Origin of the sequence: Chitinophaga vietnamensis (genome assembly GCF_902167635.1) — a bacterium.
GTDB classification, from domain to species: Bacteria; Bacteroidota; Bacteroidia; order Chitinophagales; family Chitinophagaceae; genus Chitinophaga; species Chitinophaga vietnamensis.
The window spans coordinates 37,771-52,965 of the sequence record NZ_CABHMS010000010.1; the positions used below are offsets into that span (position 1 = coordinate 37,771).

Genomic DNA, 15,195 nt, shown 5'->3' on the forward strand with positions numbered 1-15,195 from the left:
ATATTAATGGATCCTGCTCTGGCAGAAGGCATTGAGCGCTTCCCGCTGTGTGGCTCCCGGTTCGTCCAGTATTTCCAGTTGCAGGATCTTGTTGTTCCTGAAGTCGATCGTGAACAGGTCGTTGCGCAAAATTACGTTATTCAGCTCGTTCCAGCCAATCAGCCTTTGAGAGAAGGTGGTAGGCAGCATAATGCCAGTAGTATCCATGCTGATGAACACGGGTTGGAAGATGCGGTACTCCACCCAGCCGATATAGGCCATGCCCAATCCGGTAATGAAAAGCAGTACGCCTGCCAATGGTTGCAGGTGCGACAGAAAATACAGGCTGCCGGTAAGACAGATAAATACCTGTACCATCCGCGCTACCACGTTAGCTTCGGTGAATTTTTTAAAACGCCTGGCCATGAAAGGGAAGGCGAGGCTTGCAAAGCCCAGTACGATGAAAAACACCACCAGGAACCAGTTGGGCTGCTGTCCGCGATAAATGCCGATGGCATTGAAGAGAAATAAAATCCCGACGAGGCCGTGCATCACAGGCAGGAGCCTTAGCCTGCTGGCCGCGTTGGGATGTAATATGCGCAGTTTGTACATGTACGTATCGTTTAGGAATGAGCGCTCACCAGCAGGTTGCAGAGCTTGAACAGCACACGCGCACCTACGTTGGCATCCCACTCGTCGTGAGAGGCGCTCACTTCATTCAGGTCAAACCCGATCAGTTGACGGCCGCTGGCCAATACACGCTTGAAGAGATAATATATCTGCTCTGTTTCAAAGCCGCCGCTCACTGGTGTGCCAGTATGCGGGCACAACTTGGGATCCAGCCCGTCGATATCGAAGCTGATGTACACCTGTTGCGGTAATTCCGCTACAATGCTGTCGCAGATAGCCTTCCAGGTCTCGCCTTCAAATTGTCTTTCTTTGATGTCTTTGTCGAAGAAAGTTTTCACGCGGTCAGCATGATCATTGATATAATCTACTTCTTCTTCGCAATAGTCGCGGATGCCCACCTGTACCAGCTTTTTGAGCTGTGGCACTTCTGCGAGGGCGTTGAACATGATGGAAGCATGTGAGTATTTGAATCCTTCATAGCTATCGCGCAGGTCACAGTGTGCGTCGATCTGAAGGATACCGAAATCGCCTTTATGTTCGCCGATGGCTTTGAAGTAGCCGAGCGGCGTGCTGTGGTCGCCGCCAACAAGGCCTACCAGCTTGCCTTTCGCGAGGAGGTCGCGGGTCTGGTTGTACACCCATTCATTCATAGCGCGGGTGCCATTGTTAACGTCTACCAGCGTTTTTTTGAGGAACTCATTTTCTGAGATATCTCCACCTTCTGTCAGGAATTTCAGGTACAGTTCTGCTTCTTTGCGGAGGTAGTCACTGCGCAGGAGCAGGTGTTTATCTGGCTCGCGCATGTAGAAGCCCTGTTTCCAGCCGTCTTTTACGTCTGCATCGTAAAGGTCTACCTGTAAAGAAGCCCTGAAGATGTGCTCCGGACCGCGGGCCGTACCATTGCTATAAGATACGGTTACTTCCCAGGGAACGGGCAGCAGCACCAGTTTGGCATCTTCTTCTGAAAATGGCAGGCCGAAGATGTTGTTCGACAGCAAGCCCACTGAGTTAGGGTCAAATTGAGATAAATCAGTCATGATAGCGTCTTACTTTTCTAAATTCGGCGCAAAGATACTATTCTTCTGATGTAAGCGATCTTTTTTTGCGAACATCGTCTACCTTTTATGTAAAAAGTATCTTGCACAAGTCATTTTGCGTTAATTTTGCGGATCAATTAAGAGGGTAGATAATAAAGCCCCGTCGGGGCGAAATCTTGGTAGATAATTTTCATATGAAAAAAACAAATATTATTCTGCTGGTGGTTATTGCGGTGGCAATAGGCGTGATCGTTACTATGGTAGGCGATTTCAGCACCTATGAAACCTTTGCTACTGCCCGCCAGAAAGAAGGGAAGGAGTTCCATGTGATCGGCAAACTGGATACCACACAAGTGATGAGCTATGATCCATTAAAAGATGCCAACCTGTTCAGCTTCTACGTAAAAGATAAAACCGGCGAAACCCGCCGCGTCGTTTTCTACGGCGCCAAACCTACCGATTTCGAAAAAGCCGAATCTGTGGTCCTCACCGGAAAAATGGAAGGCGCCGAATTCCATTGCAACAAGATTCTCATGAAATGCCCGTCCAAATACAAGAACGACCAGGTGGCAATGGGCACGAAAACAATGTAATTTTTTGATTTTCGAATTTTTGAATTTAAGAATTTATGTGGGCATAAATTCCTAAATCAAAAAATCGAAAATCCCTAAATATTTATTATGAAGTTTGTAGGGGAACATTTATTACCGGGCCAGCTGGGCCATTTCTTCGCCGTATTGTCATTCGTGGCATCGATGGTAGCCACTGTAGCCTATTACCGCACTGTAACTGTAAAGGAAGAAACATTAAAGACATCCTGGAAATCACTGGCCCGCTGGGCTTTCGTGGTACAATCCGCCGCCGTACTGGCCGTCTTCTCAATACTGTACTATATTCTGCACAGCCACCTTTTTGAATACAAATATGTTTGGCGCAATAGCTCCCGCGACTTGCCCTATCAATATCTTTTATCCAGCCTCTGGTCCGACCAGGAAGGTAGCTTCCTGCTCTGGAGTATGTGGAACAGCATATTGGGCCTGGTACTCATCCGCACTTCCGGTAAATGGGAAGCGCCTGTGATGTCGGTCATGTCCGTTGCACAATTAATGATGAGCAGCATGTTGCTCGGCATTTTTATCCTCGGTTATAAAGTGGGCAGCAATCCTTTCCTGCTGCTGCGCCAGGCCGAAGAAAACCAGATGGCGCCTATCTTCCAGCAAGCGGAATACCTCAGCTTCATCAAAGATGGTAATGGGCTCAACGTTACGTTGCAGAACTACTGGATGGTGATACATCCTCCCATCCTGTTCCTCGGTTTCGCCTCTATGATCGTGCCTTTCGCTTTTGTTTTCGCCGGCCTCTGGACCCGCGATTACACCAGCTGGACCAAACCCGTCATGCCATGGGCGCTCTTCGCTACCATGCTGCTCGGTACCGGTATCATGATGGGGGCCGCCTGGGCCTATGAATCGCTCAACTTCGGCGGTTACTGGGGCTGGGATCCTGTTGAGAACGCATCCCTCGTGCCCTGGCTCACCATGGTGGCCGGTCTGCACACCTGCCTGGCTTTCAGATCTACCGGGCATGCGCTCAAATCCACCATGTTCTTTTTCATCATCTCCTTTATATTGATCCTGTACTCCACCTTCCTCACCAGGAGCGGCGTACTGGGCGATACTTCCGTACACTCCTTCACCGACCTCGGCATGAGCGGCCAGCTGCTCGTATTCATGGCCGTTTTCGCCATACCTTCTTTCGCGATGATGATCGCGAGGAGAAAGGAGATACCCGGCGACCGTAAAGAAGAAAGTACCTATTCCCGTGAGTTCTGGCTGTTTGTAGGCTCGCTGATCCTGCTCATTGCAGCAATCCAGATCACCTTCACCACCTCCATCCCCGTATGGAACAAACTGCTCAACTTCACCGGCCTGAAAAGCCTGTTCAAACTGGACGACCTCGCACCGCCCTCCGATGTGATGTTCCATTATAACAAGATACAAATATGGATCGCCATTGTACTGGGCGTGCTCACTGCCATCGTACAATACATGAAATATAAGGATACGCCGCGCCGCCAGCTCACTAAAAAACTGCTGCCGCCTACCATCATTTCATTAGCGCTCACACTGCTGGTCATCTGGAAAGGAAACATCACGTACAGCGACTATGGCGCCGGTTTCCTCACTGCCATCTACCTGATGCTCTTCGCCAGCATCTACGCAGTGGTAGGCAATCTTGGCTATATCTTCACCGGCCTGAAAGGCAAAATAAAAAATGCCGGCGCTTCCGTAGCCCATATCGGTTTCGGTCTCGTGTTACTTGGCGCGCTCATTTCTTCTGCCAAAAAAGAAGTGATCTCGATCGATAAGATGAAGATGTTGGGAGATGGATTTTTCCGGAAAGAAAGCAAACAGAATCCGCGCGAAAACATCATGCTGCCCAAGAATATGCCGGTGCAGATGGGCGACTATCACGTTACCTACGTAGGCGACTCCACCGCTGCCGGCGATCCGAAAGTATATTATGTAACGCGCTACGAAAGGAGAGACAAAGCCACCGGCAATGTGCTGGAACGCTTCAGCCTCTACCCGGATGCTTTCGTCAATAAAAAAGAAAACAGCCTTTCTTCCAATCCTTCTTCCCGCCACTATCTTACCAAAGATATCTTCACCTATGTGACCGGCGCTCCCAACAAGGAAGAAGATGCGAAATCAGATACTTCCAAATATGTGGCACACGAAGTGAAACAGGGCGATTCTATTTTCTTCTCCAAAGGTTTCATTGTGCTGAAAGGACTGAACACCAAACCACAGAACCGCAACTACGCGCCTAAAGCCGGCGATCTCGCAGTGGGCGCGGAGCTCGAAGTATATACTCAAACAGACGATCACTTCAAACTGCAACCGATCTACTTCATCCGCGACAGCAGCTATCAATACAGCGTGGAAGATACCCTCGCGCCGCTGGCCCTCAATGTGCGTTTCAGCAAGATCATGCCGGCAGATAACAAGATCGAGCTGAAGGTGAAAGAAGCTGCTACCTTCAATGATTACGTGGTGATGAAAGCACTGGTATTCCCTTACATCAATGTGCTGTGGATAGGCGTACTGATCACCATCTTTGGTACGGCCCTGAGCATCTGGCAGCGTGTGAGAAGATAATAACAGCATCCTTGATCCGGATTTTCCGATGTATGGATATGGAGCAGGCGAAGTGAAATGATTATTAATTCCTGAAATAGTTGTTTCCTTTTATACCTGAATACATAAATTCATTCATCTGAAAATCCGGATTTTTTTATGAGAAGATGGTTACGTATAGCCCTGATCGTTATAGCCGCTCTTACTGCCCTTGTCCTGCTGGGACCTAAGCCTGCCACGCCCGTTTATAGCTACACCCTGCCCGTGGTGCCCCAGGCGGGAACAGCGCTGGAACAGTTTATCAGCCAGCGGGAAGCGGCCCATCACCTCAAGCCTGATAATGAGGCCCGCATCGTTTGGGCCGATTCCCTTCATCATAAAACACCTTACGCAGTAGTATACCTGCATGGTTTTTCTGCCAGCCAGAAAGAAGGCGATCCGGTGCACCGCAATTTCGCAGCGCGTTTCGGCTGTAACCTTTATCTGTCGCGCCTCGACGGCCACGGCATCGATACCTCGGATCCTTTGTTGCATATGACTGCCACCGGCCTTTGGGAAGATGCCAAAACCGCGCTCAGCATCGGCAAGGCCCTGGGTGAAAAAGTGATCGTGATGGGTACCTCCACTGGCGGTACGCTTGCCCTGCAACTCGCTGCGGCGTTTCCGAATGATGTATATGCCGTGATCAATATGTCGCCCAATATCGCCATCAACGACAAGCTCGCCTTCCTTGCCAACGACCCCTGGGGCCTGCAACTGGCCAGGGTTGCATCCAAAGGCGATTTCCGCCGCTCCAACGACACCAATAGCGTACATGCGCAATACTGGAATAACAGCTACCGCCTCGAAGCTGTGGTGCAACTCGAAAACCTGCTCGAGACCACAATGACGGAAGAGACATTTAAGAAGATACACCAGCCGGTGCTCAATCTTTATTATTATAAAGATGAACAACACCAGGATCCTACCGTAAAAGTATCTGCGATACTTAACATGGAAAAGCAGCTCGGAACGCCCGACAGTCTTAAAGAAGCGATCGCCATACCCAATGCGGGCGCACATGTGATCGGCAGCTATCTTACCAGCAAAGATGTACCTTCGGTAGAGAAAGCGATCACAGATTTTGCGGTCAATAAACTGAAAATGAAGCCGCTACAGGAATAGCGCAGCGGATGCTGATAAATCTGAAATCTTTGTTTAACTTGTGGTAACATTACACATGCAAGTAGCGTTAAAAGTGGTATGCGTCGGTTAAAACAGATTCTTTTTTCTTTATCCCTGTTGTTTGGCATAACCTTGTGCCATCGCACGGCCATGGCCCAGCAAGCCCATGGCGCCGACTCCATTGCATTGCATGCCATCGTGGTTGGGCACGATACTATCCCCGTGATTACATTAGCGATTTTTGATGTGGTAGATAAGATGCCGCGCGCCATCCGCAAACAACAGGAGCGCTGGAGCCGTTTGCGTAATGCGGTATATGTAACATATCCCTATGCTAAATCTGCCGCAAGGGTATTGAAGGATGTAAACATGCACCTGGCCACACTTTCCAGCAAAAGAGAACGCAAAGAATACCTCGCTTCCAAAGAAAAAGAACTCAAAGCCCAGTTTGGCGATAAGCTACAGAACCTCTCTGTATATCAGGGCAAGGTGCTCATGAAACTGATCAACCGCGAAACAGGACAGAACTGTTATGATATCATCAAGGAGCTGAAAGGCGGCTTCAATGCCCGCCTCTGGCAAACGGTGGCTTTCTTCTTCGGTGGTAACCTCAAAAGTGAATATGACAAACAGGAAGATAAAGATATCGAGGTGATCGTCCAGGAACTTGAAATGTACCAACACTACCGCGCCTATAATTAATTGGCTACCTTCGTCAACATGAAGCATTTACTCACTGCCTTATTTTTGTTTGCTGCCAGCCACGCCTTTGCACAATCGCAAAGTGATAACGATCCTGTTTTTGTATTGGATAGCGCCGTAGTGGCATCGGGCGCCCTGCAACAGATGGCGCCCAGCCAGATCGCCATCATCACTGTTGCAAAAGGAGCCGGCCCTAAAACAGTGGCAAAATATGGAGCCCGTGCTGAAAACGGAGTGGTGTATGTAGAAACGATCACCTTTGCGCGCAACCGGATCAGGAAATTCCTGAGTAGTCAGTCGCCCGCATACGATAGCCTCCTGCGTAAACATCATGGTACCGATACCGCGTTCTGTTATTTCGTCAATAACAAGCAGGCGACGCCTACTAACGGCTCACGGCTATACGCAATAGATATGAAAACTTTCCGTGGCCTGGAAATATTGTCCGGCAAGCCCTTGCAGGAAAAACAGCCTGGCAAGGACTGTGAGATAGGCGTATTTATTTCCAGCTCCGAAGATTGACCTATCTTTGCTCCCTCAATTTTTTCGAATATGAAACTGGATATACTTGCGATAGCCGTACACCCCGACGATGTAGAGCTGGGATGTGCCGGCACATTGATGGTACACGCGCAGCAAGGCATGAAAACAGGCGTGGTAGATCTTACCCGTGGAGAACTCGGTACCCGCGGCACGCCTGAACTGCGCGAGAAAGAAGCACAGGCTGCCGCAGAAGTGATGGGCCTGGCCATCAGGGAAAACCTCGGCCTCGCCGACGGATTTTTCCGCAACGATACAAAAGAACAAATGGCTATTATCACGGCTATACGAAAATATCAGCCTGATATTGTACTGGCTAATGCCATCGAAGACCGCCACCCGGATCATGGCCGCGCCGCGCAACTTATCGCCGACAGCTGCTTCCTGGCAGGTCTCCGGAAAGTAGAGACCTTTCTCGATGGCCAGCCACAAGCCGCATGGCGTCCCAAACAGGTGTTCCACTTCCTGCAGGACCGCTACCTCGAACCGGATTTTATAGTGGATATCACCCCCGTGATCGAGCGCAAACTGGAGGCTATCAAGAGTTTCAGCTCACAGTTCCTGGCGCCGAAAGATAACGAGCCGCAAACGTATATCTCTTCGCAAGGCTTCTTCGACAGTGTGGTGTACCGCGCCAAGATGCTCGGCAAGATGGTAGGAGTGGCCTACGCTGAAGGCTATACGTCGGCCAAGAAGATCGGTATCCGCAACTTCGCGGACCTGATCAATGAAGTAACGTAAACATTTCATTCCCTGGTGCGCTGTGGTGCGCCAGGGAATGAAACACAAATAAAACTTCCACGTATGAAAAAGACCCTTTTGCTGCTCCTGTTGTTGCCGCTCTGCGCCAGCCTCCACGCCCAGAAAACCGACAAGCAGCTTGCCGACATCCTCACGCCCATGTTGCAGTCCTTTCATGGCCAGGCGGGCATCTACGTACATCATCTTCCTTCCGGAAAAACAGTCGCCATCAATGCCGATTCAGTGTTCCCCACCGCCAGCATGGTTAAAATACCTATCCTGATCGGCGTTTTCAACAAAATAGCCAAAGGGGAGCTGCAATACCGCCAGCTGCTGCGCTACCGCGATTCGTTGTTATATGCAGGAGAAGATATATTGGGATCGTTTAAAGACAGTGAACAGATCTACCTGGATAAAGTAGTGATGCTCATGCTCACCATGAGCGATAACACCGCCAGCCTTTGGCTGCAATCCCTTGCTGGCGGCGGCACAGAGATCAACAAGTGGTTGGAGTCGAATGGTTTTGTGAATACGCGCGTCAACTCCCGCACACCCGGCAGGGAAGCGATCCGGAAAGTATTTGGCTGGGGCCAGACATCCCCGCGCGAAATGGCCACATTGATGGAGAAGATATATAAGGGAGAAGTGATCAGCAAGGCGGCGAGCGAGCGGATGTACCGCAACCTTACCCGCAATTATTGGGATACAGAAGGGGTATTACAAGTACCGCCAAATGTGAGAACAGCGTCGAAGAATGGCGCAGTGGATGAGGTACGTTCCGAAGTGATTATGGTAAATGCGCCGCATGGCGACTATATATATTGTATCACTACCAAAAACAATGCGGATCAAAGTTGGAAACGGGATAACGAAGCCTGGCAGCTGCTGAGGAAGGTAGGCGCTGCTATATGGAAGCATTACGAACCTGAAAGCACATGGAGCCCTGACCCCGGAATGGGGGCTTTCTGAACGGCAATGGACCCGCTAAACATCAGATGAACAGATCTCTGGTAGCGTCAAATTCATCCTGTTTGATGATGCTGTTTTTGATAAACGGAATCAAAGCAAGTCCTATCGTAATGATCACGAGAAAAATATATTTCTTTTTCATCTCCATTCGGTTTAAAATTAGATCCGCTTATATAACTAAATAACGTGCCAAATTGTTACGGAAATACCATAAAAATGTTACCTCAACAATAACTTTTTTAAGTATATGGCGGGCCGCACTGAAAAAGCTTATATATAGAGAATTTCAATGTCACATCTTAAAAATCTATTTGATTAATAATGAAGGTAAAGTGATCTTTGCGCCGGAAATTATTTTTAAGGATTGTCTGTAAATCAAAAATCATAATAGCATCATGAAAAATGTTATCTTATCCGTAGGGTCTGAGTTTCCCGAATTCAAAAAAACGGCTGTTGTTTCCATTGAGAAAGGTAAAGAGTTCTATGAACTGTCTTCCGAAGAACTGAAAAACTCCGGCAAATGGATGGTGATGTTCTGGTGGCCTAAAGACTTCACTTTTGTTTGTCCTACCGAAATCGCCGAATTCAACAAACATGCACAGGACTTCGCTGACCGTGATGCAGTACTGATCGGTGCTTCTACCGACAGCGAATTTGTTCACGCTGCCTGGAGAAGAGATCATGAAGACCTGCGTGGCCTGCAATTCCCTATGCTGGCGGATACTTCCAAATCCCTCGCCACTGAACTGGGTATCCTCGAAGCGAACGAGAAAGTTGCTTACCGTGCTACCTATATCGTAGATCCTCAGGGTATCGTTCGTTGGGTGTCTTTGTACGACCTGTCTGTAGGCCGTAGCGTGAAAGAAGTACTGCGTGTACTGGATGCGCTGCAAACAGATGAGCTGTGCCCCTGCAACTGGCAGAAAGGTGAAGCTACCCTCACTGCTTAAGTTTTCCCGATTTATTTATATATAAGTTTCTCCGGGCCGTTTCCAGCGGCCCGGCGTACTTTAAAAGCAACCGCAATTATGTTTGCAACTACTAACCAGGATACCGTAGCACAACTGTTGGAGTCTGTAGGACTGGCAGGCGCGCAGGCATCCGATAAATTACAGGCACTGGCTACGGCTGATGCCCGTTATCTGAAAGATCTGAAGATCAACGTGACTAACTCGCTGGGAGCAGCCACCCTTTCTAAAAAAGAGGCTTACTTCATTGGCGTGGCAGTTGCGGTAAACGAAAAGCACCAGGCCCTGCAGGCCGCTTTTGAAAAGCTCGCACAGCAGGAAGGCGCTACCGACAAGGAAATCGCTGAGGTGATCAGCTGCACCTCCCTGATGAATGCCAATAACGTATTTTACCGCTTCAGGCATTTCGTGAACAAGGAGTTTTATACTAGCACGCCGGCCGGTATCCGGATGAGCATCATGGCTAACCCGGTATTAGGTAAAGAGTTCTTCGAGCTGCTGAGCCTCGTGATATCGGCGCTGAACGGTTGCGAAATGTGCGTTACCTCCCATGAAGAAGCTGTGGTAAAACATGGCACCGAACCGCAACGTGTACTCGACGCGGTAAGATTAGGAGCCGTGTTGCGTAGCCTGGTGGTATTATTATAAGAAATAAAAAATGTTGGGGGACAGATGTGAAATTTGCTCCTAACTATTTGATTGTCAATTTGATGCAGGAGTGGGTCTTGGTGTCGGAATGCCTTTGCAGGCAGTATTTTTCAAATTTGTTAATAAATTCATTTAATAATATTTGCAAAATCCGCATAAAAGTCCGACTTTTGCATTCCTAAATTTTTAGATCATGGCAAGAGTATGTCAGGTGACAGGAAAGAAGCCGATTACAGGTCACCATGTTTCCTTCTCCAATATCAAGACAAAGAGAAGGTTTCTGCCTAACCTGCAGAAAAAACGTTTTTTCCTGGCGGAAGAAGACAAATGGATATCTTTGAAAGTATCTGCTGACGGTTTGAGAACCATCAACAAAAGAGGTTTGTATGCAGTAGTGAAGGAATTGCGTGCAGCTGGTCAGGAAATTTAATTCTAGGACTCACTTAATTTGTATACAAAATGGCAAAAAAAGGTAATAGAGTGCAGGTAATCCTGGAATGCACTGAGCATAAGAACTCAGGTCTTCCTGGTACTTCCCGCTACATCTCTAATAAAAATAAGAAGAACACTCCGGAACGTCTGGAGCTGAAAAAGTACAATCCTATTCTGAGAAAAGTGACTGTACACAAAGAAATTAAATAGTTAATTGTTCGTGGTTAATGGCTTGTTGCAAAGCCATATAGCCATTTGACCATAAAAACAATACATATCATGGCAAAAGGAACATCCAAGAACGCGAAAGTGAAAGATGCTAAAGCAGCAGCTGACGCTAAGGTGTGGACGAAAGTAGTAAAAGCTGTACGTTCTCCTAAAACTGGTGCTTACACCTTTAAAGAAGCGATCGTGCACAAAGATAAAGTGCAGGAGCACATCAACGCTAAGTAATTCGGCTTTACTAATCATACTGAAAAGCTGTCCCGTTAAACGGACGGCTTTTTGTGTTGTTAGCGGTCTGTAGTAATGCACATGTTCTCTACATTATTGGTGTGGTCCAACAAATGTTAACACAAAAGACGTATTTTAGCGACCTGGATACCGCATGTGATTAATGCAATTAAAAACGGGGCATAACACCCGTACCCAATAAACGTACTATGAGCTTTTTCAATAAATTATTTTCCCGGGAGAAGAAGGAAAGCCTGGATCAGGGACTACAGAAGACCAAAGAGAATTTCCTCACCAAGATCGGCCGGGCTATCGCGGGGAAGTCTACCGTTGATACCGAAGTGCTCGATAACCTCGAGGACGCCCTCGTTTCTGCCGACGTTGGCGTGGATACTACCGTAAAGATCATCGACCGTATTGAGCAACGTGTAGCTAAGGATAAATATTTGGGAACCAGTGAATTAAACAAGATGTTGCAAGAAGAAATTGCAGCACTGCTGGTAGATGCGCCCGATAGCGGCTTCCGCGATTTCGATGTGCCCGCCGATAAAAAGCCTTATGTGATCATGGTAGTAGGTGTGAATGGTGTTGGTAAAACCACCACCATCGGCAAATTGGCTTACAACTTTAAGAAGGCCGGTAAATCCGTGTTATTAGGTGCGGCAGATACTTTCCGGGCTGCGGCAGTAGACCAGCTGACCATCTGGAGCGACCGGGTAGGCGTGCCCATCGTAAAGCAGCAAATGGGCTCCGACCCTGGCGCCGTAGCATTCGATACGGTGCAGAGCGGCGCCGCCAAAGACGTGGACGTAATCATCATCGATACTGCCGGCCGTTTGCATAACAAATTGCACCTGATGGACGAGCTGAGCAAGATCAAGCGCGTGATGAAAAAAGTGATCCCTGACGCGCCACACGAAGTGCTCCTGGTACTGGACGGTTCCACCGGCCAGAATGCAGTAGAGCAGGCCCGCCAGTTTACCGCCGCCACAGAAGTGACCTCGCTTGCCATCACCAAACTGGATGGTACCGCCAAGGGCGGGGTCGTGCTGGCCATCGCCAACCAGTTCAAAATACCGGTAAAATATATCGGGATCGGTGAAAAAATGGAAGATCTGCAAGTATTTAATAAAGAAGCATTTGTAGATTCTCTCTTCAGCCTAAATAGCTGATAACGAATATGCTGTAATGAACGTTTGAGAAACTGATTGATAGTTATTTGAAATTTTACTTTAAACGAAACTGATCCGGGCGCTCCACTCCCCGGATCGGTTTTTGTAACTTGTGTTAAAACCTGCCTTTACTTAAATTTGATTTTATAGAAGTAGCCTTTTTGTACCCTAATTTAACAATTCGTAGTTATGATCATCACAAACATAGATCGAGTTGAAAACATTACACCGGAGGAATTCAGAAAGAAGTATTACGAGCCGCGCAAACCAGTTGTTATTTCGGGTTTAAGCAAAAACTGGCCAGCCTTTAATAAGTGGACTTGGGATTATTTTAAGTCCATAGTAGGCGACAAAACAGTAGGGGTTTATAACAATCAGCGGGCTGGCGCCAACACCCTGGTGAACGGTGCGGATGATTATATCACCTTCGGCGACTACCTGGACATGATCCAGCGTGGCCCTGTGGAGCTGCGCATCTTCCTCTTCAATATCTTCCAGCATGCCCCGCAGCTGGTTGAAGATTTTACCTGGCCTGATCAGCTGGCCAAAGGTTTTCTCAAAAAATACCCCATGCTCTTTGTTGGCGGGGCGGGCTCGGTAGCCCACATGCATTACGATATTGACCTGTCGCACATCTTCCATACCCAGTTCATTGGCCGTAAAAGAGTGTTGCTATTGGAGAATAAGCAGTCGCCTTTTATTTATCGCATGCCCTTTACAGTGGAAAGCGCTGCCAATTTTGTGAACTGGCATGAGAAGCTGGATACGGAACAGTTCCCGGCGCTGAACCATGCCCAGGGGTATACCACTATCCTCGAGCACGGCGATATGATGTTCATGCCGGCCGGCTACTGGCACCATATGGAATATATGGACAGCGGTTTTGCCATGAGCCTGCGCGCCCTGGATCAATCGCTCACCGGCAAGCTCAATGGCCTCTATCATATTGTAGGCCTGCGGGGTATGAATAACCTGATGATCAAGATGGCCCCGCAATGGTGGTACCATTATAAACGCAAGCTGGCGCGTGAACGTGCCGATAAGGCGCTGGCAAATCTACATGCCTGAGGCCTGAGATAAGCGGTTACAAATCCTTCACTTGCAATCGCTTATCTTAAATTTCATAATTATCAATTCTTTTTGTTACCTTTGCACCTTCCTTACTCAACCCCCACTAAGGCTCAAGTCACGTACAGTAAGTCTGCTGTTTTATTCAATTAGTGTCTGTGTGTCTTCGTGGCGGTAAGCGGTTCAGGGAATGCACTGAACCGCATACTCTAAAACATTCGCCCTTGAAGACGAAAACTTTAAAGAAAGACAAGGTTAACATTATTACACTTGGTTGTTCCAAGAACATGGTAGATTCAGAGGTTCTGAGCGGACAGCTCCTGGCCAATGACATCGATGTAGTGCATGAAAGTGCAAAGCGCGATCATAATATAGTAGTGGTGAATACCTGTGGTTTTATTGACAAAGCCAAAGAAGAATCGATCAACACGATATTGGAGCAGGTATCGTTGAAAGAGCGCGGCAAGCTCGACAAAGTATATGTTACGGGCTGCCTCAGCGAACGTTATCGCGGCGACCTCGAGTCTGAGATCGCAGGTGTGGACGCCTGGTTCGGTACCATGGAACTGCCGCTGATCCTCAAGAAATTCGATGCCGACTATAAAGCAGAGCTGATCGGAGAACGATTGCTGAGCACTCCATCTCACTATGCTTACCTGAAAATCGCAGAAGGCTGCAATCGTACCTGCGCTTTCTGTGCGATCCCGCTGATGCGCGGCCAGCACGTTTCCAAGCCGATTGAAGCGATAGTGACCGAAGCCGAAAAACTGGTGCATTCCGGTGTGAAAGAAATCATGCTGATCGCGCAGGAGCTGACCTATTATGGCCTCGATCTTTATAAAGAACGCCGTTTGGGTGACCTGATGCGCGCGCTTGCCGGCGTGAAAGGCCTGGAGTGGATCCGTCTGCACTATGCTTACCCGACCAAATTCCCGATGGAGATACTGGATGTGATGAACGAATTTCCGAACATCTGCAAGTACCTCGATATGCCGCTGCAACACGCGTCCAATGCGATGCTGAAGGCCATGAAGCGCCAGATCACCCGTGAAGAGATCGAAACCCTGGTGCATGCCATCCGGGAGAAAGTGCCGGGCATCTGCCTGCGCACCACGCTCATCGCCGGTTTTCCTGGTGAAACGGAAGACGATGTGGAAGAACTGAAAGGCTTCCTGGAAAGAATGCGTTTTGACCGGGTGGGTGTATTCACCTACAGCCACGAAGAAGGCACCAGCGCCTATGCGCTGGAAGATAATGTGCCGGCAGAAGAAAAGGAGAGAAGGGCACAGGAGATCATGGAAGTACAACAGGAGATCTCGCTGGAGAAGAACCAGGAGAAGATAGGCCAGGTATTTAAGGTAATTGTAGATAAGAAAGAATCCGGCAGATATCTTGCACGCACTGAATTTGATTCAGTGGAAGTGGACAATGAAGTGATCATCAACACCACCAGGCGCCTGAAACCCGGCGATTTTGTGGAAGTGCGCATCACCAAGGCATTTGACTACGACCTCGAAGGCGAGCTGGTGTAAGAACGAAAAAATTTAACAGC

17 protein-coding genes are annotated in these 15,195 nt (G+C 48.4%); 15 read left to right on the forward strand and 2 right to left on the reverse strand.

The window, feature by feature from the left end; translation table 11 throughout:
* Nucleotides 1-3: 3 nt before the first annotated feature.
* Together FPG75_RS23375 and FPG75_RS23380 are read right to left on the reverse strand one after the other, a co-directional pair.
* Nucleotides 4-591 (reverse strand): hypothetical protein, encoded by a 588-nt coding sequence (locus FPG75_RS23375; protein ID WP_143310465.1) that lies wholly within the window; start codon nucleotides 589-591, stop codon nucleotides 4-6.
* Between the two features lie 11 nt (nucleotides 592-602).
* Nucleotides 603-1,646 (reverse strand): agmatinase family protein, encoded by a 1,044-nt coding sequence (locus tag FPG75_RS23380; RefSeq protein ID WP_143310466.1) that lies wholly within the window; start codon nucleotides 1,644-1,646, stop codon nucleotides 603-605.
* 194 nt (nucleotides 1,647-1,840) lie between these two features.
* On the opposite strand from FPG75_RS23380, the gene FPG75_RS23385 reads away from it, so the two are divergent.
* The 15 genes from FPG75_RS23385 (at nucleotide 1,841) to rimO (ending at nucleotide 15,175) form a co-directional block, all read left to right on the forward strand.
* Complete coding sequence (locus tag FPG75_RS23385) at nucleotides 1,841-2,239, forward strand: cytochrome c maturation protein CcmE domain-containing protein (protein ID WP_143310467.1); 399 nt, start codon at nucleotides 1,841-1,843, stop codon at nucleotides 2,237-2,239.
* Between the two features lie 87 nt (nucleotides 2,240-2,326).
* Nucleotides 2,327-4,807 (forward strand): cytochrome c biogenesis protein CcsA, encoded by a 2,481-nt coding sequence (ccsA, locus tag FPG75_RS23390; protein WP_143310468.1) that lies wholly within the window; start codon nucleotides 2,327-2,329, stop codon nucleotides 4,805-4,807.
* A gap of 138 nt (nucleotides 4,808-4,945) precedes the next feature.
* The gene (locus FPG75_RS23395) at nucleotides 4,946-5,950 is read left to right on the forward strand and encodes an alpha/beta hydrolase (protein WP_143310469.1); all 1,005 of its coding nucleotides are present in this window, start codon (nucleotides 4,946-4,948) and stop codon (nucleotides 5,948-5,950) included.
* A 150-nt stretch (nucleotides 5,951-6,100) separates the two neighbouring features.
* Nucleotides 6,101-6,652: a DUF4294 domain-containing protein gene (locus tag FPG75_RS23400; protein WP_143310470.1), complete on the forward strand. Its 552-nt coding sequence runs from the start codon at nucleotides 6,101-6,103 to the stop codon at nucleotides 6,650-6,652.
* An 18-nt stretch (nucleotides 6,653-6,670) separates the two neighbouring features.
* Nucleotides 6,671-7,174 carry a hypothetical protein gene (locus FPG75_RS23405; RefSeq protein WP_143310471.1) on the forward strand — a complete coding sequence of 168 codons (504 nt, stop codon included), beginning with the start codon at nucleotides 6,671-6,673 and terminating at the stop codon, nucleotides 7,172-7,174.
* A gap of 30 nt (nucleotides 7,175-7,204) precedes the next feature.
* Nucleotides 7,205-7,933, forward strand: coding sequence for a bacillithiol biosynthesis deacetylase BshB1 (bshB1, locus tag FPG75_RS23410; RefSeq protein ID WP_143310472.1), 729 nt, complete (start codon nucleotides 7,205-7,207; stop codon nucleotides 7,931-7,933).
* 63 nt (nucleotides 7,934-7,996) lie between these two features.
* Nucleotides 7,997-8,902, forward strand: coding sequence for a serine hydrolase (locus FPG75_RS23415; protein ID WP_143310473.1), 906 nt, complete (start codon nucleotides 7,997-7,999; stop codon nucleotides 8,900-8,902).
* Nucleotides 8,903-9,297: 395 nt separating this feature from the next.
* Complete coding sequence (locus FPG75_RS23420; RefSeq protein WP_143310474.1) at nucleotides 9,298-9,852, forward strand: peroxiredoxin; 555 nt, start codon at nucleotides 9,298-9,300, stop codon at nucleotides 9,850-9,852.
* A gap of 78 nt (nucleotides 9,853-9,930) precedes the next feature.
* Nucleotides 9,931-10,518 (forward strand): carboxymuconolactone decarboxylase family protein, encoded by a 588-nt coding sequence (locus FPG75_RS23425; RefSeq protein ID WP_143310475.1) that lies wholly within the window; start codon nucleotides 9,931-9,933, stop codon nucleotides 10,516-10,518.
* A gap of 193 nt (nucleotides 10,519-10,711) precedes the next feature.
* The gene (rpmB, locus tag FPG75_RS23430) at nucleotides 10,712-10,948 is read left to right on the forward strand and encodes a 50S ribosomal protein L28 (protein ID WP_073086206.1); all 237 of its coding nucleotides are present in this window, start codon (nucleotides 10,712-10,714) and stop codon (nucleotides 10,946-10,948) included.
* Nucleotides 10,949-10,977: 29 nt separating this feature from the next.
* Entirely contained in the window at nucleotides 10,978-11,160 is a 183-nt protein-coding gene (rpmG, locus tag FPG75_RS23435) for a 50S ribosomal protein L33 (protein WP_143310476.1), read from the forward strand.
* Between the two features lie 69 nt (nucleotides 11,161-11,229).
* Nucleotides 11,230-11,403, forward strand: coding sequence for a DUF4295 family protein (locus tag FPG75_RS23440; RefSeq protein ID WP_143310477.1), 174 nt, complete (start codon nucleotides 11,230-11,232; stop codon nucleotides 11,401-11,403).
* A gap of 209 nt (nucleotides 11,404-11,612) precedes the next feature.
* Entirely contained in the window at nucleotides 11,613-12,575 is a 963-nt protein-coding gene (gene ftsY / locus FPG75_RS23445) for a signal recognition particle-docking protein FtsY (protein WP_143310478.1), read from the forward strand.
* A 189-nt stretch (nucleotides 12,576-12,764) separates the two neighbouring features.
* On the forward strand, nucleotides 12,765-13,643 hold the full coding sequence (locus FPG75_RS23450; protein WP_143310479.1) for a cupin-like domain-containing protein: 879 nt from the start codon (nucleotides 12,765-12,767) through the stop codon (nucleotides 13,641-13,643).
* Nucleotides 13,644-13,867: 224 nt separating this feature from the next.
* A complete protein-coding gene (rimO, locus tag FPG75_RS23455) occupies nucleotides 13,868-15,175 on the forward strand; it encodes a 30S ribosomal protein S12 methylthiotransferase RimO (protein WP_143310480.1) in 1,308 nt (435 codons plus the stop codon).
* Nucleotides 15,176-15,195: the final 20 nt, after the last annotated feature.

Excerpts from the sequence above, each read along its gene's own strand:
- FPG75_RS23420 (WP_143310474.1), top strand. The coding sequence starts at position 9,298 with ATGAAAAATGTTATCTTATCCGTAGGGTCTGAGTTTCCCGAATTCAAA.
- FPG75_RS23385 (WP_143310467.1), top strand. The coding sequence starts at position 1,841 with ATGAAAAAAACAAATATTATTCTGCTGGTGGTTATTGCGGTGGCAATA.
- FPG75_RS23415 (WP_143310473.1), top strand. The coding sequence starts at position 7,997 with ATGAAAAAGACCCTTTTGCTGCTCCTGTTGTTGCCGCTCTGCGCCAGC.
- FPG75_RS23425 (WP_143310475.1), top strand. The coding sequence starts at position 9,931 with ATGTTTGCAACTACTAACCAGGATACCGTAGCACAACTGTTGGAGTCT.
- FPG75_RS23450 (WP_143310479.1), top strand. The coding sequence starts at position 12,765 with ATGATCATCACAAACATAGATCGAGTTGAAAACATTACACCGGAGGAA.
- FPG75_RS23440 (WP_143310477.1), top strand. The coding sequence starts at position 11,230 with ATGGCAAAAGGAACATCCAAGAACGCGAAAGTGAAAGATGCTAAAGCA.
- bshB1 (WP_143310472.1), top strand. The coding sequence starts at position 7,205 with ATGAAACTGGATATACTTGCGATAGCCGTACACCCCGACGATGTAGAG.
- rpmB (WP_073086206.1), top strand. The coding sequence starts at position 10,712 with ATGGCAAGAGTATGTCAGGTGACAGGAAAGAAGCCGATTACAGGTCAC.
- rpmG (WP_143310476.1), top strand. The coding sequence starts at position 10,978 with ATGGCAAAAAAAGGTAATAGAGTGCAGGTAATCCTGGAATGCACTGAG.
- FPG75_RS23395 (WP_143310469.1), top strand. The coding sequence starts at position 4,946 with ATGAGAAGATGGTTACGTATAGCCCTGATCGTTATAGCCGCTCTTACT.
- ftsY (WP_143310478.1), top strand. The coding sequence starts at position 11,613 with ATGAGCTTTTTCAATAAATTATTTTCCCGGGAGAAGAAGGAAAGCCTG.
- FPG75_RS23400 (WP_143310470.1), top strand. The coding sequence starts at position 6,101 with ATGGCCCAGCAAGCCCATGGCGCCGACTCCATTGCATTGCATGCCATC.
- ccsA (WP_143310468.1), top strand. The coding sequence starts at position 2,327 with ATGAAGTTTGTAGGGGAACATTTATTACCGGGCCAGCTGGGCCATTTC.
- FPG75_RS23375 (WP_143310465.1), bottom strand. The coding sequence starts at position 591 with ATGTACAAACTGCGCATATTACATCCCAACGCGGCCAGCAGGCTAAGG.
- FPG75_RS23380 (WP_143310466.1), bottom strand. The coding sequence starts at position 1,646 with ATGACTGATTTATCTCAATTTGACCCTAACTCAGTGGGCTTGCTGTCG.
- FPG75_RS23405 (WP_143310471.1), top strand. The coding sequence starts at position 6,671 with ATGAAGCATTTACTCACTGCCTTATTTTTGTTTGCTGCCAGCCACGCC.